This window comes from Massilia sp. MP_M2, assembly GCF_039123635.1.
Lineage (GTDB): Bacteria > Pseudomonadota > Gammaproteobacteria > Burkholderiales > Burkholderiaceae_D > Telluria.
On sequence record NZ_JBCHJF010000002.1, the window covers coordinates 200,309 to 219,939 of the forward strand.

The window sequence follows — 19,631 nt, forward strand, 5'->3', positions numbered from 1 at the left end:
CGATGACGCTGCCGGGGTAGGGGCAGTGCGTCAGCGGCCTGGCTGCGTCCAGCGACGCACGAGGTCGCCAAGCTGCTGCGCCGTGAAGGGCTTGCTCAGATAATCGTCCATGCCGGCCGCCAGGCAGCGTTCGCGGTCGCCGTCGATGGCGCTGGCGGTCAATGCCACCACCGCCAGGCGCGGCGCGCCGGTGGCATCTTCGCGCTGGCGCAACTGGCGGCACGCCTCGTAGCCGTCGAGCACCGGCATCATGCAATCCATCAGCACCAGGTCATAGGTGCTGGTCGCCAGCGCCGTCAGCGCGGCCTCGCCGTTGACCGCCTCGTCGACCCGGCAGCCAAGCTTTTCGAGCAGGATCCGCAGCAGTTCGCGGTTGATCTCGGTGTCCTCGACAACGAGCACGCGCGGCGACCCCACGGTGGTGCGCAGGCCGGATGCGGTGACGGTGTCGGGCACCGGTGTCGTCGCCAGGCTGCAAGGCACGAGCAGGCGGAAACAGGCACCGGGCCCGGTGCGCGGTACCAGGTCGATACTGCCGCCCATCAGGTCGGCCATCCGCCGGCAGATGGCAAGCCCCAGGCCGGTGCCGCCGTACACGCGGCTGATGGTGTTGTCGGCCTGGCTGAATGGCTGGAACAGGCGCGCCTGCGCAGCCGGCTCGATGCCGATGCCGTGATCGGCGACCTGGTACAGCAGCACCCAGCCGCCGGCCGCTTCCGGATCGCGCCGGGCCAGCACGGTCAGTTCGATCGGGCCGCCGCCGGCCGGCGTGAACTTGATGGCGTTGCTGAGCAAATTGCCCAGCACCTGGCCGATGCGATCGGCGTCGGCCATGATGGCCGGCGGCAGCACGCCCGGTCGCAGCACGATCGCCAGGCGTTTGCGCTCTGCGCTCATGCGGTACGAATCGACCCGCTGCGCTGCATGGCGCAGCGGGTCGAACGCCTGCGGCACCATTTCAAAGTTACCGGACTCCACCTTTGAAAAGTCGAGGATGTCGTTGATGGTGCGCAGCAGCTCGAGCACGCTCTGGTGCACGGTGCGCGCATACCGGTCCAGCGGAGTCGCCAGGCCGGCGCCGAGCAGCAATTCGGACATGCCGACGATCCCGTTTATCGGTGTGCGGATCTCGTGGCTCATCATCGCCAGGAACCGCGACTTTGCCTGATTGGCGGCCTCGGCCTGTGCTTTCAGCGCAAGCGCCTCGGTGGCATCGCGCTCGCGCTGACGGACGATACGCAGGACCGTGGCAAAGGCCAGGGCCACGCCCAGCATACCGGTCAACGCGATGGCCCCCAGCGGGCGCAGATTGCGCCACCAATGGCTCGTCAACAGCGATTCGGGCACCGACGCTTCGATGATCAACGGGTAGTTGCGAACCGGCCGCTGCGCCACCATGCGTGGCTCAGCAGCGCTCGAGCCGGTGTCGGGCGGCTGGCCGATCATGGCATGACGCTGCGGCCACGAAGCCAGCACGATCCGGTCACTCGACAACAGTGAGATCGCCGCCTCCTGACCGGGGCTGACGGAATGGAAAAAATCGTTGAACGATGCGCACGAAATGCCCACCACTGCCACGCCCGCGAAGCGGCCATCGGGCGTTTCGCGACGGCGGCTGAGGTAAAACGTCCACGCGCCGTTGACCTTGTTGCGCACCGGCCGGCTGACGTGAAGGGCGGTGCCGCGGTGTGCACGGTGGTAAACGAAGTAATCGCGCTCGGACAGGTTAATGACGGGGGCCGGCCAGGCGCGAGTCGAATTGAGCATCGCACCATCGGCGCCGATGATGCTGGCAACGGCCGCCTGGGGCAGGCCGCTGATCTTGTCGCTCATGGTGCGAAAGAGGGCCTCGCCGCCCATTGCCGGGGCACCATTCTCGGTCGGCAGCGCGGCGATGATGCTGTCGAGTGCGAGGCTGGACGAGGCCATCGATTGCGCCGTGCTTTCGGCCAGTACCAGCGTCAGGTTGTCGAGATCGCTGGCCCAGTCGTCGATCTCGCGAGCGCGCAACACCCACGCCGAGCTGGCCAGCCCGAGCGTGAGCAGCAGCACCAGGGCCGCGCAGATCATGGCGCTCGTGCTGCGCGTATCCAGTTGTCGCAAGCGATGCCACCATGGCACGCCATCCATCGATGTGTCCGCGATCACCCATGCCCCCGTCGGTATTGGTCGGCACCCTGTGAGGTGCCCGCGCGCGGTATGGAAACGGCGAATCACGCGCCCATGCCGGCTCGCCCGGTAGACCACGAGTCTACATTAAAACCTTTAAATTCGTTAATTTAATTTAATAAATTGTATTTAACAAATTTGGAGATTGTGCGAGGCTTGTTCGCTACACTGGCCCGGGTTTGCGGGCACGTTGCGCGAGATTGGCGCGCAAATAACCGCGCAGCTCGTCGTAGTTGATCGGCTTCGGGAAAAACACCACGCCCGCCGGGACGCCGCCACGCGCTGCCAGTTCGTCAGCGGGTAGTCCGGACAGGATGGCAATGCTGACGTTTGCCAGTTCCGGGTCGGTCATGACAGTGCGCACCACTTCGAAGCCATCGATGCCATCCATGACGATGTCCGCGAGCAGGATGTCGGGCGGGCGACGGGCGATCTCCAGCAGCGCCTGGTAGCCGTTTTCACAAAAGATGCATTCTGCCGGCAGGTCCCAGCCCCCGAACTGGCGCTGGTACAGGGCGCGCTGGATGGCGTTATCCTCGATCACGAGAATGCTCGCGCGCCCGCCGCCTTCGCGCGCCGTGCTCCCTGCCAGCTTGTGCTTGTAGTCCAGGATAGCCTTGAGCGGAATGCGGCGGTGTCCGCCCTGGGTTTTCCAGGCTTCCAGCACACCCGTCTCGGCCAGTTGCTGCACCAGCGATACCGACACGCCGAGCATGTGCGCGGCCACCTGCGTGGTGCACACCTCGTCAAACATCACTGCACTTTTCTTCATTGCCACCAGAACCACTCCCCACCAGGCGCGCGCTCAATGAGAATTCATTGAATTCGTTTTAATCGGTTGTATTGTACGCCGGTATTACCGCTCGGCACGCATTGCGTCGACCGGCTGGCAGCGCTTGTAGAAGAACGTCGTTGCGCACAGCGCGCCGTCGGGAAGATGCGCGAAATCCGGTATCACCCCGGCACGCTGCCATCCCGACCGTTCGTACAGGCGCGCGGCGACCGCGTCGGCCGTGTCGAGCACGAGCACACTGCGCCCCTGGGTACGTGCTGCTCCCTCGACCGCCTCCATCAATCGCCGACCTACCCCGGCACCACGCGCCCGGCGCCGCACCAGCAGCTTGGCCACGTCAGCCCGATGTTGCTGGTTGTCCGGCATCGCGGTGATCAACTGGACGGTGCCGAGAATGCCAGCACTGTCTTCGGCCACGATGAGCGTTCGTTCTGCGCGCCCCACGCCGGCGGCGACGTCGTGCCAGAACTGTAGCGCCGTCGTGCGCGTGAGCGGCAACATGAAGCTGACCGATGCCCCGCCTTCGACGCAATCGATCAGTACGTCAGCCAGTTGCTCGCTGCAGGCCAGCACCTCGTGCTGCGAGAGCGTGCGTAGCGTGATCTCATGCGTCATTGGGGTCTCCCTGTTGGTGGTGTTGTGCAATATGCGCGATCGAACTTGCCGGTCACGGGCGACGCTCACTGACTGGCGTTCTTTCCGTGGTGAGTGTCGGCTTGACGTCTGGCCATTCTAGCCCGGACCCGGCGCCAGTGTGTCCAGCAGCGCCAGCAGATAGGGAATGTCCACCGGCTTGACCAGGTGCCGCGAAAAACCGGCGGCCTGCGACGCGGCCACGTCCTGCGGCTGTCCGTAGCCGCTGAGCGCCACCATGACCGCGTCGGCCATGCGCGGCGCGGCGCGCAGCCGGCGCACGAGCTGGTAGCCGTCCATGTCGGGCAGGCCGATATCGAGCAGGCAGACATCGAATGCGCGGGATGCGGCCTGCAGCAGGGCGCCATGGGACGATTCCTCGACCTGCACCGTGTGGCCGACAGCCGAAAGCACCATGCCCAGCGATTCGGCGGCATCGCGGTTGTCGTCGACGATCATGATGCGCAGCGCCGTGTGCGCTGCCAGCGCGGGGTCATCCGGCGTCGCCGTGGCAGGATCGAGCGCGCTCGCGCTCAGCGGTAACGTGACGGCGAAGCAGCTGCCCTGGCCGGGGCCGGCGCTGTGCGCTTCGACCTTGCCGCCATGCAGCGTCACCATGCTGCGCACCAGTGCCAGGCCCAGGCCAAGCCCGCCCTGCGCCCGGTCCGGCGTGCGCCTGGCTTGCGTGAACAGCTCGAAGATGTCCGGCAGCAGCGCGGGGTCGATGCCGACCCCGTTGTCCCGGACCGACAGGGTCACGCATGCAGCCTCGGCGTCGGCTTCGGCAAACACCGTGATCTCGCCCCCATCCGGCGTGTATTTGGCCGCGTTTCCCAGCAGGTTGGTCAGCACCTGCACCAGCCGCTTGCGGTCGCCCGTGACGGTGACGTTGGCCGCGCCCAGGCGCGTTGCGAGCGTGTGGCCCTTTTTTTCAATGAGCGGGCGCGCCTGCTCGATGGCGCTCCCGATGACGGTCTTGAGATCGACCGGCAGGTGCTCTAGTTCGACCAGGCCGCGCGTGACGCGCGAAACGTCGAGCAGATCGTCCACCAGCTCGACCATGTGCCTCACCTGGCGACCGATGACGTCGGCCGCAAGCGCGGTGCGCTTGGGATCGACGCCCGGGAGCTTGAGCATCTGCGCCGCGGTGCTGATCGGCGCCAGCGGATTGCGCAGTTCATGCGCCAGCATCGCCAGAAATTCATCCTTGCGCACATTGGCCGCCTTGAGTTCTTCGGCGGCCAGCCGCTGGTCGTGCATGTCGGTGACCGTGCCCATCCAGCGGATGATGGCGCCGGCCTCGTCGCGCACCGGCAGGGCGCGGTTGAGCACCCAGCGATACTCGCCGCTGTGGTGACGCAGCCGGTGCTCGATCTCGAACAGTGCGCCGCTGGCCAGGCTGGCCGTCCACTGCGCCTGCAGTGCCGGCAAGTCGTCGGGGTGGATGGTGCGGATCCAGCTGGTGCCGGCCAGCGCCTGGATTGATATCCCGGTGAACTCGGACCAGCGCCGGTTCGAGTAATCGTTGGTGCCATCGGGCAGGCACGACCACACCATCTGCGGCATCGCTTCGGTCATGATGCGGAACTTGCCTTCGCTCTCGCGCAGCGCGCGCTGGATCTGTACCTGGGCCGTCAGGTCCATCGATGCCGCCACGGCGCCGGTGATATTGCCGGCGTCGTCACGAATCGGTATGGACCGGGTGAGCAGCGTATGCCGCTCGTGCGGCCGGCCGAACGGTTCGATCTCGACGAAGTCGGCATCGACCTGCTCGCCGCGCAGCGCGCGCACCAGCGACCAGTCGTGCGCCTGTACCGGCTGCCCATGGCGCTGCGAACCGTCGGCCCACCAGCCGCGCCAGTCGGCATAGCCTTCGGTGCTGGTCGTCATCGGATGCTCGCCCCACAGCACGTGCATCATCGGGTTGGCCGACGACATCGCGCCCTGCGCATCGGCGTAGACGATCCCCACCGGCGCCGAACTGAGCAGCGCATCGAGGCGCCGCCGATCGGCCTCGGCCTGCGCCAGGGCAGCGCGCGCGGCCGCTTCGCTCGCCTGCAGGGCGCGCTCGGCGTTCTTCTGGTTGCTGATGTCGGTAAACAGCAGCGCCACACGGCGCCTGGTCGGGTGTGCGATGCGGCTGACGTAGACGGTGAACCAGCGCCCCATCGCTTCCGAGCCTTCCTCGAAGCGGCGCGCCACGCCGCTGCGGGCGATGTCGTCATAGATGTCGACCCAGCTCTGCTCGATGTCGGGCACCAGCGCGCGCACGGTCTTGCCGACACTGTCGACCAGGCCCGTGTGGCGCGCAAAGGCGGGGTTGGCTTCGACGAACAGGTAATCGACCGCCTTGCCGTGGGCATCGTCGATCATCTCGATCATGCCGAAGCCTTCGTCCATCGTGTCGAACAGCGCGTGGTGCGTTTGCTCGAGGCGCTGGCGCAGCAAATGGCTGTGCGTGACGTCGTTGACGATGGCGAGTACGCCGCGCACGCCGCGTTCGTCCTCGATCGGGCTGTAGCCGTAGGTCCACCAGATGTCTTCGCGCCGACCGTGGCGGGTGAGCGGGATCAGCCGGTCATCGTGCCACGCCCCGGGGCCACCAGCCATGATGTGCTCGATCTCGGGCCCGATCAGGTCCCAGGCTTCTGCCCAGCAGACCCGGCCCGGCTGGCCCAGCGCGGACGGATGGCGCTCGGGGCCAAGGGTCTGGCGGTAGCTGTCGTTATACAACTGGATCAGGTCGCTACCCCACCAGATGAACATCGGGTGATTGCTCGACAGCACGACCCGGACCATGGTCTTGAGCGCCATCGGCCAGGTGTCCGGCAGCCCCAGCGGGGTGGCTTGCCAGTCATGGGCGCGCATGAGGGCGCCCATCTCGCCGCCGCCGGTCAGGAAGCTCGATTGTGAATTCAAGGGGATCGATCTTGGCATCTACGAACGTCTACGATACGGCTTGCATGCGCGATTCGCAATGGCAATGGCGCGCGGCAATCATCCATGGCGTTGCAGCCGCAGCAGTAACCAGGCCGCTGCCGTCGTGAAGGTCGCGATCAGCCCGCACACGATCCAGAAACCGTGACCGTTTTCGGCCAGCGGCACGCCCCCCACGTTCATGCCGAGCAGGCCCGCAATCAGGTTGATCGGCAGCGCCATGACCGTCACGATCGTGAGCAGGTACAGGCTGCGCGCATTGTCTTCGTTGACGCGCGCGGCGATTTCTTCCTGCAGCAGCTTGATGCGTTCCTGCAGCGCGGCCAGGTCGCTCAGCACCACGGTGAATTCTTCGGTGGCCTGGCGCAGGTCTTGCCGGTCATCGCCATGGACCCAGGCCGGCGGGCGCTGCAGCAGGCGAAACAGCGCCGCCGGCTCCGGCGCCAGCAGGCGTTGCAGCCGCACCAGCACGCGCCGCAAGGCGCCAAGGTCTTCGCGCTGGCGTGTCAGGCGTCCGGCCAGCAGGCGGTCTTCGATGGTGTCGACGCGCGCCACCGCATCGCGCACAATGTTGACCAGCACGTCGGCCTGGTCGCGCAGCAGGTGCACCAGCAGTTCGCTCGACGAGCGCAGAGGCGCGCCCTGCAGCACGTCCTGGCGCAGGCGCTCGATCGACGCCAGCGGCTTGCGGCGCGCGCTGATGACGGCGTGCGGCGTGACATGTGCCCACAAGGTCGATATCTCGGCGCTGTCGAGCGAGAAGCCGTGCAGCACGTCGTTGACGACGGCGATCAGCGCGTTATCGGCAATCTCGATGCGGGTCGAGCGCGAGCCCTGGTGCAGCGTGGCGTAGAACTCGTCGGCCAGGCCGGCGTGCTGGCGCAGCCAGCGTTCGCTGGCCGTGTTCGACAGGTTAAAGTGCAGCCAGATGAACTGGTTCGGCTGCGGCGCGGCCATCCAGCGCAGGGCGTCGGCCACGCCGATGGGTACCGCAGTGGGCACGGCGGCAGTCTCGGGGTCGATCAGGAAACCCCACACCAGGCCCGAATTGTCGGAGCCGTAATTGAAGCTCGATGCCGCCATTTCCCCGTCCAGGTTGAATCAACGATGGGCAATTGTAGAGTGATCCGCGCGCCCCATGTGCAAGATCGGGTGCGCTGTCGGCGCACTGGCGCGATGTCATCAAGCTGAAATGTAGGGCCGCTAAGATTGCTGCTGTGTCTCTCTCTCGCGTGATCCCCGACGGATTTCGCGTTACTCCGTCGGCGGAGGTGCCGACGGATTTTTTGTGCTCTCGCCCCACGAAAGAAATCAGATGCAAGCAACACAGATCGATCGCCGCTATGTCGGCCTGCCGTATATGCAGTCGAATCCGTACGCGGATGCCACCCACGTCGTGCGCCAGGGTATGCAGATCCAGGCCAGCCTGGGCACCCTCAGCGCCGTCGAATTTCTCAAGCAGCATGGCGTGCATGGCGCCGTGATCCACCGTGTGCTGATGGGCGAGTTCGTGCGGATGGACGACCAGGTTCTGATCGACGATCCACGCATGTAACCGCCGTGCACGGCAAAGGACCGCCCGCGCAGCTTCAGGCGGGGTCGGTCAGCTCGCGCAGGATGGCACACTGGCCCGCCGTCTGCACCGAGTCGCAGCGGGCGCGCACTGCCGACAGGGCAGTGCGCAGCTGCTGCAGTTCGGCGATCTGGCGATCGATTTCGGACAGCTGGTGGTCGACCAGTGCATTGACCCCGCTGCACGAGCGCTCCGGCTGGTCCTGGTAGCCCAGCAGTGTGGCGATTTCTGCCAGCGACATCCCCAGCGCCCGGCAGCGCCGGATGAAATGGAGCCGCTCGGCGTGGCTCGCATCGTAGACCCGGTAGTTCGCCTGCGAACGCACGGGCGGCGGCAACAGACCCTTGAGTTCATAGAACCGCACCGTTTCGGACTGACACCCGGTCAGCTTCGCCAGTTCTCCAATTCTCATCGACATTCACCTTGACCTTGTAGTAACTACAGGGATTCTAATGCATCCATTGTCGTTGGAGGTGCGTATGTCGTCATGCTGTTCAGGATCGTGCAATTCTGCCACCCCGCCACCCGACGGGCGCTACCGCAAAGTGCTATGGGCGGCCCTTGTCATCAATTTTGCCATGTTCGGCGTCGAGATCGTCAGCAGTCTGGCCGCCGGTTCGGTGGCGCTGCTGGCCGACTCGATCGACTTTCTGGGCGACGCCGCCAACTACGGCGTCTCGCTGTTCGTGCTGGGCCTGGCCGTCGTGTGGCGCTCGCGCGCGGCCTACGCCAAGGGCCTCGTGATGGGCGCCTTCGGCCTGCTGGTGCTGGCACGGGCCTTGTGGCTTGGCACGGGCGGCCACGTGCCGCTGGCCCAGACCATGGGTGTGGTGAGCGTGCTGGCGTTGGCGGCCAATGGCGCGGTGGCGGCGCTGCTGTATGCGTTCAGGAACGGCGACGCCAACATGCGCTCGGTGTGGCTGTGCACGCGCAACGACATGATCGGCAACGTGGCCGTCATGCTCGCTGCGCTCGGCGTGTTCGGCACCGGGGCCGGTTGGCCCGATATCGTGGTGGCGTCGATCATGGCGCTGCTGGGGCTGCATGCGGCGCGCGACATCATCCTGCAGGCGCGGGGCGAGCTGCGCCAGGCGCCCGGTGCTGGCGTGATCACCCGTTAGCGCAGGTCGCCATGCCGGGCGATCAGCATCGCCGCGTGGTACAGGTCGGGCGCGATGCGCGTGGGCAGCCGGCGCGGGCCCAGGCGCCACTCGGTTTCGTTGCCGTTGTCGATCAGCAGCGTGCGGCAGCCGGCGCGGTTGCCGGCTTCGACATCGTGCAGGATGTCGCCGATCATCCACGATGCGCGCAGGTCGATGTCGTGCTCGTGCGCGGCGCGCAGCAACATGCCCGGCGATGGCTTGCGGCAGGTGCAGGCATGGGCATAGTTGCTGACGGTGCCCAGCGGATGGTGCGGGCAATAATAAAAGCCGTCGAGCGTGAGCTGTTCGCGAAACAGCAGGTCGCGCAGGCGGTCGGACATCGGCGCCATCGCTTCTTCGCCGAAACAGCCGTGTGCGATGCCGGACTGGTTGGCGACGACGAACAATCGGTAGTCCAGACCCGAGAGCAGCCGCAGCGCGGGCCCGGCGCCGTTGACCAGGCGGATGCGGCGCGGTTCTGCAGTGAAGGGCAGGTCGTCGACCAGTGTGCCGTCGTTGTCCAGAAAAATGGCTTTCATGCGGGCGCCTTTCACGGTGCGGTCATGGTCATGGTCATTGGAGGGCGGAATTGTCTGGCACGGCCAGCTTGGCAGGGCGCTCGCCACCGTTAATGGCCATCGCCTGCGCCAGCCCGGAAAGGCGGTGCAGCCGGGCCAGGTGCGAAGCCAGCGCCTCGGCGTCGCGCGGCGGGATGACGGCGCCCGGCAGCGGGCACGCCAGCGCTGCGTGCGAGAGAGCGACATCTGCCGCGCACCACGGCGTTCTGACCAGCACATTGGCTGCGGCATGGCAGTCGCGCAGGACCTGCGTCGAGCCTGGCACCAGGAAGTGCACGTGTGTTTTCATGGACAGTGCGCGCACCAGGTCGCGCAGTCGCGCCAGTTCGGCATCGGCACCGGCATCGGCGCTCACGGCGACGAGCAGCATCGCATCGACGCCATGCCGCTGACGCAGCCTGGCAACGCCCAGGATCGCGGTGTCGATGCCAACGCAGGGTGCAAGGCGACCGCTACGCACGGCGCTGGCAAGCACGACGAAGCATGCTTGAGCGATGTCCAGCCGGCGTCGCGCCAGGGAGCGCCCCGGTGGGCGTGCGCCGAAAGGTAGCGCGGCGGCAGTGCAGGAAACGTCGTGCGTTGCTGGCATGGCAGGTCTCCGCGGGTTGCGCGCCACCGTGCATGGGCGGCGATGGCGAGCGGTTCGACTACCACCTGCGTGGTGCGGTTCCAGTAGAGCAGGGCGACTTGGCGCTGGATCAAGCGCGCCACAATGCACACCGGGGCGCCAATGGCGCCCCGGAAGGTGTTACTGCTGCGATGTTACGGTTGAAACCCGCGCACTTATTTGCGCGAAAAGCCCGTGTCGTCGTCCATCTTGCGATCGCCGGCGAGCTGGTTGGCGCCGCCCGGGCTGCGCGGATACCCGCCTGCCGCATCGTTCGATTCGTGCACGGGATTCGGTTCGGCGTACATGCTGCCGCCGGTCTCGTGACCCTCGCCTTCGGTACGCGGACCGCCGTTGCCGCCGCTGCGCGGCAGGCCGCCGGCCAGATCGTTAGACTGGTGGAACTCGTCAGCCGGTACTTCGCGGCGGGTTTCGCCCGTTTGCGAACCGTTGCGGTCGGTGCTTTCCTGGATCTTGCTCGAGCTGGCGTCCTGGGTATCGGCGCGGTTTTCGCCATTGGCATTATCCACACTCTGACGGTTGCCGTAGATGTCGCCATGCTGCACGCCCGGCACGCCGGCTTCCGTTCCGCGTGCGTCGCGCTCTTCGGTGCCTGGCACGATGCCGGTATCGACACCTGTCCCGGTGCTGGTGCCTGCATGCGCAGGCTGGACCGACGCAGGTGCGTTCGGGTTATCGGTCGTGCTTGTCTTGCCCTGGCGATTGCCCACCGGTTCGCTCAGCTGACCCCACTCGCCCGATTGCGCTTCCATCGCGCGCTGGTGGCTGTCGGTCGTGCCCTGCTGCGCGCCGGTCGGGGCGAGCTGGCCTTGCGATGCACTCGGGAGATCGGTGTGGGCCATGCCGGTGCCCGACGGCGCGCGCTGTTCGCTGGCGCCATCGCGCGTCGCGCCCTTGGCATCCGGATTCGATTTTTCGTTGGCGCCGTTATTGGTCTGGTTATTCACTTCGCTACGCTGGTTTGCATCCATGTCGGTCTCCTGTGCATTGGTGAACTGGCAGGTCAGTGCCTGCCGCATGGACCCATCATGCGCGCACATGGCGCTGCACAGAATAGGATGACGTAGGGGGCGTCTGTAGGACTGTTCCTGAGCCGATGATTGGATACTGAAACTTTAATTTCGTAACTGCACTAATTCTCGCGCGTTGTCCTACAAAGTCATCTGGACTACTCCTATAGCAGCATCCAGATAGCGTGCCTACTATGGATTTGGGCTCATCGTCGCCGCCGTTCGGGCGTCGGCAGGCCTCAAGCCTGCCGCAGGACGCGGCGGTTTCCAATCGTCTATATGGGAGAAACCTCATCATGGCCTCAAGCAACCAGGGTAACAAGCAATCCGGTACGGCGGGTAACAGTCAAAGTGCCGGCGGCACCCGTAATCGCGGCTTCGCATCGATGGATCCCGCACGCCAGCGCGAAATCGCCAGCCAGGGCGGCAAGGCTGCTCACGCGAAGGGCACGGCGCACGAATTCACGTCCGACGAAGCCCGCCGCGCAGGCAGCCTGAGCCACGGTAACCGCCAGTCGGCGAGCGCCAGCGACATGGTGCGCAGCGCGTCTGCGAGCGACAACCGCCAGGGCGCCGGGAGCGGCAGTCGCAGCGGCGGCGCCAAGGAATAACCTGCCTGTTTCCGGCGGCGCGCCGGCACAGTCATCCACGGGGAGCGTCATGCTCCCCGTTTTGCTTTCCCAAGGAGCAAACCACCCAAAAGGCCGGGGGGATGCGGTAGAATCGCAGCGCCTTTTTCAACCTTCCCCCGAGGATCAACGTCGTGAAACCAGCGGTAATTCGTCAAGTCAAGAGCCTGTCCATGTCCTGCGACCGGGTTGGTAACCTGTTGCTGACCAAGTTCTCCACCATCGGTGCAAGCGATGTTGCCGTTCATATTCCGGCCAATGTCGTGTTCTGGCTGCTCAAGCACCTGCCGGTCAACCAGGACCCGCAGCTCAAGGCGCCCCCGGCCGGCCCCGTGATCGGCGAGGTCGACTGGCAAAACCCGAGCACGCCGCGCGTCCAGTACGTCAATTGCAAAGAGCTGCCAGGCATGATCCGCATGACCTTTGCGCTTGAGACCAAGCCCGATCTGACCGTCGTGCTCGATCGCGGCAATGTCGAGCTGATGCGCCAGATCATGGCGATGTATGCCAAGGATCTGATCGACCTCGACGCGCAGTAAATTCTGTTCCTTAGCGCCTCTCGCCGGGCTGGCGCCCGGCGCTTTGTCACCCCGCGCCGCCGTCCACGGCGGGCCATGAAAGGATCACCATGTCCATCAAGATCAGCACGATGTTCGACGCCGGATCGATCGACGTCGTTCATGCCGAGCATCCATCCCGGATCGACCTGAACCTGCGCGCCGACTCGCACGCCGACATCCACCAGTGGTTTCATTTTCGCCTGCAGGGCGCGCGCGACCAGGCCGTGACAATGCGTTTTTTAAACGCGGGCCAGGCCACGTATCCGAAAGGGTTCGAGGATTACCAGGCGGTGGCCAGCTATGATCTCGACAACTGGTTCCGCGTGCCGACCACGTTCGATGGCCAGGTGATGACGATCGAGCATACGCCGGAAACGGACAGCGTCTACTACGCCTACTTCGAGCCATACAGCTGGGAACGCCACCTGCGCCTGCTGGGCGAGGTGGCCGACAACCCGATTGCGCGCGTGCTCGACATCGGCAGCACGGTCGAAGGGCGCGACATGAACCTGGTCGTGATCGGCAATCCGCAGGCCGAGAAAAAGATCTGGGTCATCGCGCGCCAGCACCCTGGCGAATCGATGGCCGAGTGGTTCGTCGAAGGCATGATGGACGCGCTGCTCGACAGCGCCAATCCGGTCGCGCGCACGCTGCTGCAGCGCGCCGTGTTCTACATCGTGCCGAACATGAACCCGGACGGCTCGGTGCGCGGCAACCTGCGCACGAATGCCGCCGGCGCCAACCTGAACCGCGAATGGATGAACCCGTCGCTCGAGCGCAGCCCCGAGGTACTGTGCGTGAAGCAGAAGATCGAAGAAGTCGGCATCGACATGTTCTTCGACATCCATGGCGATGAAGCGCTGCCGTACAACTTCGTGGCTGGCTGCGAAATGCTGGCCGATTTTACTGCCGAGCGCGCCATGGAGCAAACCGCCTTCATCGACCGCTACATCGCCTGCAGCCCGGACTTCCAGAAAGAATTTGGCTACGCTGCCAGCAAGTACAACGACGAGCTGCTCACGCTGGCGTCGAAGTATGTCGGCCATCACTACAAATGCCTGTCGCTGACGCTGGAAATGCCGTTCAAGGACAACGCCAACCTGCCCGACGCGCACACCGGCTGGAACGGCGCGCGCAGCGCGGGCCTGGGCGCGGCCATGCTGCAACCGATCCTGCAAGGGCTGGGCTAAACCGATGGGCATCGAGATCGAACGCAAGTTCCTGCTGGCAGGCGACGGCTGGCGCACACTGGGCACGGCCACGCTGCTGCGCCAGGGCTATCTGTGCGCTGACCCGACGCGCACGGTGCGCGTGCGCATCGAGGGCGAGCAGGGCGTCCTGACCATCAAGAGCAAGAGCGAAGGCGCGTCGCGTGGCGAATGGGAGTATCCGATTCCGCTCAGTGAGGCCGCCGAGCTGCTCGAGCGCCTGTGCGAGCGGCCCCTGGTCGAAAAGACCCGGCGCCGTATCGAGCACGCCGGTTTTACCTGGGAAGTCGATGAATTCCTGGGCGAGAACGCGGGCCTGGTCGTGGCCGAGATCGAACTGCCGGCCGAGGACACCGTCTTCGACAAGCCCGACTGGATCGGTCAGGAAGTCACTGGCGAGAAGCGCTATTACAACTCCAGCCTGATCAGGGCGCCGTATTCCACCTGGACCGATACCCCGACATGACCCATCGCTCGCGCCGCAGCCTCATCCAAGTCGTCATCGTTACCGCGCTGGGTCTGGCGTTTTCTGGCGCCTCGGCCGCTCCGGCCTCAGCAGTCGGTGCGGCTTACTTCCCGCCCGCCGGAGAGTGGGCGCGCAAGGACCCGGCGGCGCTCGGGATGGATCCGGTTGCGCTGGCCGCCGCCATCGCGTTTGCACAAGCGCGCGAGACCGAGCGGCCGCTCGACCTGTCCGACCAGGAAGCCATCTTCGGTACGCGCCTGGGCTCGATGCCAACCCGCCGCGCCGCGAGCAACGGCGTGGTGATCTACAAGGGTTATGTCGTGGCCGAGTTCGGCGACACGCGTTTTGTCGATCCGACCTACTCGGTGGCCAAGAGCATGCTGGCCACCGTGGCGGGCGTGGCCGTGCGCGACGCTCGCCTGCAGGTCGATGAGCCGGTGGCGCAGCGCGTCACCGACGGTGGCTACGCGACGCCTCACAACGCGGCCGTGACGTGGAAACAGCATCTTCAGCAAGAGTCCGAATGGGACGGTGAGCTGTGGGGCAAGCACAGCAACTTCATCGGCAAGGCAGCCTTCGGCAAGGGCGAAAGGGCGCCGCGCGCCATCAAGGCACCGGGCACTTTTTACGAATACAACGACACGCGCGTGAACCGCCTGGCACTGTCACTGCTGCGCGTGTTTGGTCAATCGGTGCCGGACGTGTTCCAGCAGCAGGTCATGGACCCGATCGGTGGCTCGTCGACCTGGAAATGGATCCCTTACCACAATAGCTACGTCGAACTGAATGGCAAGCAGGTGCCCTCGGTCAGCGGCGGCACGCGCTGGGGCGGCGGCATGTGGATCGACAGCTGGGACATGGCGCGCTTCGGTTACTTGTGGCTGCGCCAGGGCAACTGGGCCGGCAAGCAGATCCTGCCACCGGCCTATGTCACGGCGGCGCTCACGCCGAGCGCACATGGTCCCGATTACGGCTATCTGTGGTGGCTCAATACCAAGGGCAAGAACTTGCCGGGCATGCCGGTCACGGCATTCGCCGCGCTGGGCGCTGGCAGCAACGATATCGTCGTCTCGCCCGAGCACGACCTGGTGATCGTCTGGCGCTGGCATGCGGGCAATGCCGCCGAATTCGCCACGCGCGTGGTGAGAGCGATCCGCAAATAGAGCGTGGTCCTGCAGTCCAACGAACCGCATTCTGGCCTCATCCGGACGGCGTTCAGGCGCGTGGCGGCATCTCGGTTTCGTACACGCTCCGTTGTCCAATTGTGCGGGGCAAAAGGGGGGTTGGGTGATATTCTTTTGCTATTAAATTCACTCGCGATGCGGCGACGCGTGCCACGGCCTTTAGAGGGGTCCGGCGCAAGCCTCCCCCGGCATTGCCAATATCACCAGGACACAAGCATGAAAAAGAACATCGCCATTGTTGGTGCAGGATTCTCCGGGGCAGTGATCGCCAATCAGCTGGCACAGGCCGGCTACAGCGTCGACGTGTTCGAGTCGCGCCCGCACGTGGCCGGCAATTGCTATTCCGAGCGCGATGCCGAAACCGGCGTCATGGTCCACGTCTACGGCCCGCACATTTTCCACACCGATAATGAACGCGCGTGGGAATTCGTCAACCGCTTCGCCGAGTTCAAGCCGTATGTCAATCGCGTCAAGGCCATCACTGACGGCAAAGTCTTCACCTTGCCAATCAACCTGTTGACCATCAACCAGTTCTTCAACAAGACGATGGGCCCTGCCGAAGCACAAGAGTTCCTTGCGAACCTGGGTGACAAGACCATCGAGAACCCGACCACGTTCGAAGAGCAGGCGCTGCGCTTCGTCGGGCGCGACCTGTACGAAGCGTTCTTCAAGACCTACACGATCAAGCAGTGGGGCCTGGAGCCAAGCGAACTGCCGGCAAGCATCCTCAAGCGCCTGCCCGTGCGCTTCAACTACGACGACAATTACTTCAACCACAAATATCAGGGGATGCCGGCCGAGGGCTACACGCAACTGGTGCAGAACATCATCGACACGCCAGGCGTGACGGTGCACCTGAACACCACGTTCGATCCGGCGACCAAGGGCGAGTACGAGCACGTGTTCTACAGCGGCCCGATCGACGCCTGGTTCAAGCACACCGAAGGCCGCCTGCCTTACCGCACGCTGGACTTCGAAGTCTTCCGCGCCGACGGCGACTTCCAGGGTAACGCTGTCATCAATTACTGCGACAACGAAAAGAAATACACGCGCATCACCGAGCACAAGCACTTCTCGCCGTGGGAAAAGCACGAAAAGACGATCTGCTACGCCGAGTACAGCCGTCAGTGCGAAGAAAAGGATATCCCGTACTATCCGATCCGCCAGAACCGCGAAAAGGCCATGCTCGAGCTGTACGTGAACAAGGCGCAAAACGAGCCGAACGTCACGTTCGTCGGCCGCCTGGGCACGTATCGCTACCTGGACATGGACGTCACGATCGCCGAAGCACTGGCCACATCCGACAAGTTCCTTGAAAGCGCCCGCACCAATGCCCGCATGCCTGCATTCACCATCGATCCGATGGCGTAATACGCAAGAGCAGCCATAAAAGAAGGCCAGCCACGATCAACGTGGCCGGCCTTTTTTGCATTCATCCGCAATATAAACAGCGGGGGTCAGGTCTGACATTCGGACACGATCTCGACAGTCGGTAGTCGGAATTTGGGGAGACCGAGCCATGCTGATACTGAGCATGCCACCATTGGAAGTGGCTAAAGCTGAGGTCGTGTCCAAATGTCAGACCTGACCCCGGCTGTGGAAGATCAGTGGAAGTGCTCGCTGCCGCTTGGCGTGTCGTCCGGCATCTCGGCGTGCACCAGTTCGCCTGTGGGGTCGGCGAACAAGGGGGAGCCGCAGTCGTCGCAGTACTCGGCGACGTAGCGCTCGTTGATGCGCTTGATGTGGGCGATGCCGGCTTCGTTCAGGTGCGCGACGATCTCGTTCAGTGGGCTGAGCGCGTCGTGCGTGATGGCCAGCGGGCCTTCCACCGGCGTGCCGGACTCGTCTTCTTGCCCGTACAGCGGCCAGACGATGCCATACACGACATCGGCGCTCTGACGCATCGTGAAGGACACGCGGTATTCGTCGATCTGGATGTCCGGCGCTTCTTCGCCAAAGCCGGCGACGACGGCGCGCAGGTCGGACGGCTCCACGCCCAGCGTGTTGGTCAGGTAGTGCACGGCAGCGCGGATCGAGATCGGACGGATCAGCTTATCGGCTTCGCGGCAGGCGACGTAATACGCTTCCGGCAGCAGCAGCTCGATGCCGCAGCCGGGCATCAGACGCGCGACGTTGGCGGTGGCTTGCGTGCGCCATTGTTCCAGGCTGCGCTCGCGCTCTTGCACGACGTGCAGCTGATGCTGCGGTTCTTGCCAGCGGAACAGCGGGTCGCCCGCCGGCGCGACGATCGCGATCAGCATGTAGCGCGTGTCGGCCAGGAAGGGCGCGGTTTCCTCTAACTGGGGCGCTGGCTTGATCGTGCCACCCTTGTGCGCGGCGGCCGCCAGCTTGTGCGTCAGCGCGTAGGTTTCGGCGTGGGTGCGCGGCAGCTGGTCGATCGAATACAGGGTTGGGGCGATCGCCATCTTCGTGCCGCCCGCGAGCAGGTGCGCCGAGAAGTGGGCGCCGAGCGTGGCCAGCAAGTCGGCCGGGATCGCGCCAGTGGCGATCGAAAACCGGGTCCAGGCCAAAATCGGGGCAGCGATCAGGAGCGCCTGCCAGGTGACGTCGACGCCATCCTTCTGCTCGACCATCATGGCCGATTCGCTGACCGCTTCGACCGTGTCCATCAGGACGTCGTATGAGGCCAGATCGCTCTTGAACAATGCGTTCAGGGCGCTGTCGATGCTGTCCTGGTGGTTGGTCTTGAGCAGTTTTTGCAGTTGCGTGTCGAGCTGGCGTTCCCACGCCCGTTCTTCGGCACGGCTGGCAGCTTGCATGAGGGCTTGCGAGAGGCTGACGAGGCGCTGGCTTTCTGCGGGAAGTTTGGGTGTTGAATCTTTGGAAGGACGACGCATGGGGCGAGTGAGTCTCTTGTCAGTTAGTGGATCGAATGTCAGTGGAGCGATAGAGCGCGGCTGGCGTTGCGCAGATCAGCGTACGCAGTTTAAAGCCGGATAATGATGATAATCCCTTATCCCCGGTATTGTAGTTGATTCGGCCACGGCCCATGAAGAATGGGGCCGGCGCACCCGGTACGCACGGATTGCAGGAAGACGCTTGCCAAGTCCGCGCACACCGCCCATAATGAGAACAATTCTCATTCAAGCATTAATGGGAAGACGGAAGGAACTGTTCTGCCCTGCCGGCGACCGGGAAAGCGCTGGCAGATGCTCTTCACGGAGTACCACCCCCGCCGGGAGACCGGATTCGCCCCTCCTGGCTTGCCAGGGGGGATTTTTTTATTGGCCGTACCCACCACGATCTCATCATGATGCTGCATATCCCCGGCGTGCTGACGCCAGAACAGGTCTCTGCTATCCGCGCCCGGCTTGACCGCGCGCCAGAGTGGATCGACGGGCGCGAGAGCGTCGGCGCGCAGGGCGCGCAAGTCAAGCGCAACCGCCAGCTGGGCGAGGGCACGCCGCTCGCGCTCGAGCTCGGTCAGATCGTCAGCGGCGCGCTGATGGCCAACCCATTGTTCTTTGCTGCCGTGTTGCCGCTGCGGGTGCTGGCGCCATACTTCAATGCGTACGCGGGCGGCGAGCATTACGGGCTGCACGTGGACGGTGCCATCCGGGCCCAGCGCGGCGGCTTGCCGGCCGTACGTGCCGATGTGTCGACGACCGTGTTTCTGAGCGAGCCCGACGACTACGAGGGCGGTGAGCTGGAGGTGGTGGACCTGTATGGCACGCACGAAGTCAAGCTGGCGGCGGGGGATGCGATCGTGTATCCGTCCGGCAGCGTGCACCAGGTGCGGCCGGTGACGCGCGGAGAGCGGGTGGCGTCGTTCTTGTGGACGCAGAGCATGGTCAGGGATGACGCCAGGCGGGCGATGCTGTTCGACCTGGACACGCATATCCAGGCGCTGCGAAGCGACCATGGCGAGTCGAGCACGACGGTCGGGCTGACGGCGCACTATCACAACCTGCTCAGGATGTGGGCCGAGGTGTGATGAATACCGCTGTCGCACCGCGCGATCTCGCTGCGTATCCTTGAACGCGTGGACGGCGAAGCCGTCCACGCTACGTCTACGCACGATTGAACGCATGCCCGGCAGGGTGGACGGCTCCCGCCGTCCACGCGGTGATCGTTGACGCTACCGTTTACCCGACGTCGAT

At 64.8% G+C, this 19,631-nt stretch carries 19 protein-coding genes; 9 read left to right on the forward strand and 10 right to left on the reverse strand.

Going from position 1 to position 19,631, the window contains the following annotated elements:
- Window positions 1–30: 30 nt before the first annotated feature.
- The 5 genes from RCH14_RS05705 to RCH14_RS05725 all read right to left on the reverse strand — a co-directional run bounded on the left by RCH14_RS05705 (window position 31) and on the right by RCH14_RS05725 (window position 7,615).
- Window positions 31–2,103, reverse strand: coding sequence for a response regulator (locus tag RCH14_RS05705; RefSeq protein WP_343025192.1), 2,073 nt, complete (start codon window positions 2,101–2,103; stop codon window positions 31–33).
- 229 nt (window positions 2,104–2,332) lie between these two features.
- On the reverse strand, window positions 2,333–2,941 hold the full coding sequence (locus RCH14_RS05710) for a response regulator (RefSeq protein WP_343025540.1): 609 nt from the start codon (window positions 2,939–2,941) through the stop codon (window positions 2,333–2,335).
- Window positions 2,942–3,025: 84 nt separating this feature from the next.
- Window positions 3,026–3,577 (reverse strand): GNAT family N-acetyltransferase, encoded by a 552-nt coding sequence (locus RCH14_RS05715; protein ID WP_343025193.1) that lies wholly within the window; start codon window positions 3,575–3,577, stop codon window positions 3,026–3,028.
- Window positions 3,578–3,694: 117 nt separating this feature from the next.
- Complete coding sequence (locus tag RCH14_RS05720) at window positions 3,695–6,514, reverse strand: PAS domain S-box protein (protein WP_343025194.1); 2,820 nt, start codon at window positions 6,512–6,514, stop codon at window positions 3,695–3,697.
- 78 nt (window positions 6,515–6,592) lie between these two features.
- Complete coding sequence (locus tag RCH14_RS05725; protein WP_343025195.1) at window positions 6,593–7,615, reverse strand: transporter; 1,023 nt, start codon at window positions 7,613–7,615, stop codon at window positions 6,593–6,595.
- Window positions 7,616–7,847: 232 nt separating this feature from the next.
- Between RCH14_RS05725 and RCH14_RS05730 the strand changes: the two genes are divergently transcribed.
- Entirely contained in the window at window positions 7,848–8,087 is a 240-nt protein-coding gene (locus tag RCH14_RS05730; RefSeq protein ID WP_343025196.1) for a hypothetical protein, read from the forward strand.
- A 34-nt stretch (window positions 8,088–8,121) separates the two neighbouring features.
- Here the strand turns inward: RCH14_RS05730 and cadR are convergent, their stop codons facing one another.
- Window positions 8,122–8,517: a Cd(II)/Pb(II)-responsive transcriptional regulator gene (gene cadR, locus RCH14_RS05735; RefSeq protein WP_343025197.1), complete on the reverse strand. Its 396-nt coding sequence runs from the start codon at window positions 8,515–8,517 to the stop codon at window positions 8,122–8,124.
- Window positions 8,518–8,584: 67 nt separating this feature from the next.
- Here cadR and RCH14_RS05740 point away from each other — a divergent pair, with 67 nt between their 5' ends.
- Complete coding sequence (locus RCH14_RS05740; protein ID WP_343025198.1) at window positions 8,585–9,226, forward strand: cation transporter; 642 nt, start codon at window positions 8,585–8,587, stop codon at window positions 9,224–9,226.
- Here RCH14_RS05740 and RCH14_RS05745 read toward each other — a convergent pair.
- The 3 genes from RCH14_RS05745 to RCH14_RS05755 form a co-directional block, all read right to left on the reverse strand.
- Window positions 9,223–9,786, reverse strand: coding sequence for an HAD family hydrolase (locus RCH14_RS05745; RefSeq protein WP_343025199.1), 564 nt, complete (start codon window positions 9,784–9,786; stop codon window positions 9,223–9,225). The two genes, RCH14_RS05740 and RCH14_RS05745, sit on opposite strands and share 4 nt — an antisense overlap.
- Window positions 9,787–9,820: 34 nt before the next feature.
- Complete coding sequence (locus RCH14_RS05750; RefSeq protein WP_343025200.1) at window positions 9,821–10,414, reverse strand: glycosyltransferase; 594 nt, start codon at window positions 10,412–10,414, stop codon at window positions 9,821–9,823.
- Between the two features lie 194 nt (window positions 10,415–10,608).
- The gene (locus RCH14_RS05755) at window positions 10,609–11,472 is read right to left on the reverse strand and encodes a hypothetical protein (protein WP_343025201.1); all 864 of its coding nucleotides are present in this window, start codon (window positions 11,470–11,472) and stop codon (window positions 10,609–10,611) included.
- A 287-nt stretch (window positions 11,473–11,759) separates the two neighbouring features.
- On the opposite strand from RCH14_RS05755, the gene RCH14_RS05760 reads away from it, so the two are divergent.
- From RCH14_RS05760 to glf, 6 genes are all read left to right on the forward strand, one after another.
- Window positions 11,760–12,074 carry a KGG domain-containing protein gene (locus RCH14_RS05760; RefSeq protein WP_343025202.1) on the forward strand — a complete coding sequence of 105 codons (315 nt, stop codon included), beginning with the start codon at window positions 11,760–11,762 and terminating at the stop codon, window positions 12,072–12,074.
- A gap of 191 nt (window positions 12,075–12,265) precedes the next feature.
- Window positions 12,266–12,631 (forward strand): hypothetical protein, encoded by a 366-nt coding sequence (locus RCH14_RS05765; RefSeq protein WP_343025203.1) that lies wholly within the window; start codon window positions 12,266–12,268, stop codon window positions 12,629–12,631.
- Between the two features lie 89 nt (window positions 12,632–12,720).
- Window positions 12,721–13,842 (forward strand): M14-type cytosolic carboxypeptidase, encoded by a 1,122-nt coding sequence (locus RCH14_RS05770; RefSeq protein WP_343025204.1) that lies wholly within the window; start codon window positions 12,721–12,723, stop codon window positions 13,840–13,842.
- 4 nt (window positions 13,843–13,846) lie between these two features.
- Window positions 13,847–14,326, forward strand: a complete 480-nt coding sequence (locus RCH14_RS05775) for a CYTH domain-containing protein (RefSeq protein ID WP_343025205.1) — start codon at window positions 13,847–13,849, stop codon at window positions 14,324–14,326.
- Window positions 14,323–15,489 (forward strand): serine hydrolase, encoded by a 1,167-nt coding sequence (locus tag RCH14_RS05780; protein ID WP_343025206.1) that lies wholly within the window; start codon window positions 14,323–14,325, stop codon window positions 15,487–15,489. Before RCH14_RS05775 ends, RCH14_RS05780 begins: the two co-directional genes overlap by 4 nt.
- A gap of 237 nt (window positions 15,490–15,726) precedes the next feature.
- Window positions 15,727–16,881, forward strand: coding sequence for a UDP-galactopyranose mutase (gene glf / locus RCH14_RS05785; RefSeq protein WP_343025207.1), 1,155 nt, complete (start codon window positions 15,727–15,729; stop codon window positions 16,879–16,881).
- Between the two features lie 233 nt (window positions 16,882–17,114).
- Here the strand turns inward: glf and RCH14_RS05790 are convergent, their stop codons facing one another.
- Complete coding sequence (locus RCH14_RS05790) at window positions 17,115–18,368, reverse strand: DUF2863 family protein (protein ID WP_343025208.1); 1,254 nt, start codon at window positions 18,366–18,368, stop codon at window positions 17,115–17,117.
- 413 nt (window positions 18,369–18,781) lie between these two features.
- On the opposite strand from RCH14_RS05790, the gene RCH14_RS05795 reads away from it, so the two are divergent.
- Window positions 18,782–19,465: a Fe2+-dependent dioxygenase gene (locus RCH14_RS05795; RefSeq protein ID WP_343025209.1), complete on the forward strand. Its 684-nt coding sequence runs from the start codon at window positions 18,782–18,784 to the stop codon at window positions 19,463–19,465.
- Window positions 19,466–19,631: the final 166 nt, after the last annotated feature.

Excerpts from the sequence above, each read along its gene's own strand:
- RCH14_RS05790 (WP_343025208.1), bottom strand. The coding sequence starts at position 18,368 with ATGCGTCGTCCTTCCAAAGATTCAACACCCAAACTTCCCGCAGAAAGC.
- RCH14_RS05775 (WP_343025205.1), top strand. The coding sequence starts at position 13,847 with ATGGGCATCGAGATCGAACGCAAGTTCCTGCTGGCAGGCGACGGCTGG.
- RCH14_RS05715 (WP_343025193.1), bottom strand. The coding sequence starts at position 3,577 with ATGACGCATGAGATCACGCTACGCACGCTCTCGCAGCACGAGGTGCTG.
- glf (WP_343025207.1), top strand. The coding sequence starts at position 15,727 with ATGAAAAAGAACATCGCCATTGTTGGTGCAGGATTCTCCGGGGCAGTG.
- RCH14_RS05740 (WP_343025198.1), top strand. The coding sequence starts at position 8,585 with ATGTCGTCATGCTGTTCAGGATCGTGCAATTCTGCCACCCCGCCACCC.
- RCH14_RS05755 (WP_343025201.1), bottom strand. The coding sequence starts at position 11,472 with ATGCGGCAGGCACTGACCTGCCAGTTCACCAATGCACAGGAGACCGAC.
- RCH14_RS05765 (WP_343025203.1), top strand. The coding sequence starts at position 12,266 with ATGTCCTGCGACCGGGTTGGTAACCTGTTGCTGACCAAGTTCTCCACC.
- RCH14_RS05795 (WP_343025209.1), top strand. The coding sequence starts at position 18,782 with ATGATGCTGCATATCCCCGGCGTGCTGACGCCAGAACAGGTCTCTGCT.
- RCH14_RS05750 (WP_343025200.1), bottom strand. The coding sequence starts at position 10,414 with ATGCCAGCAACGCACGACGTTTCCTGCACTGCCGCCGCGCTACCTTTC.
- RCH14_RS05745 (WP_343025199.1), bottom strand. The coding sequence starts at position 9,786 with ATGAAAGCCATTTTTCTGGACAACGACGGCACACTGGTCGACGACCTG.
- RCH14_RS05780 (WP_343025206.1), top strand. The coding sequence starts at position 14,323 with ATGACCCATCGCTCGCGCCGCAGCCTCATCCAAGTCGTCATCGTTACC.
- RCH14_RS05725 (WP_343025195.1), bottom strand. The coding sequence starts at position 7,615 with ATGGCGGCATCGAGCTTCAATTACGGCTCCGACAATTCGGGCCTGGTG.
- RCH14_RS05730 (WP_343025196.1), top strand. The coding sequence starts at position 7,848 with ATGCAAGCAACACAGATCGATCGCCGCTATGTCGGCCTGCCGTATATG.
- RCH14_RS05710 (WP_343025540.1), bottom strand. The coding sequence starts at position 2,941 with ATGAAGAAAAGTGCAGTGATGTTTGACGAGGTGTGCACCACGCAGGTG.
- RCH14_RS05770 (WP_343025204.1), top strand. The coding sequence starts at position 12,721 with ATGTCCATCAAGATCAGCACGATGTTCGACGCCGGATCGATCGACGTC.
- cadR (WP_343025197.1), bottom strand. The coding sequence starts at position 8,517 with ATGAGAATTGGAGAACTGGCGAAGCTGACCGGGTGTCAGTCCGAAACG.
- RCH14_RS05760 (WP_343025202.1), top strand. The coding sequence starts at position 11,760 with ATGGCCTCAAGCAACCAGGGTAACAAGCAATCCGGTACGGCGGGTAAC.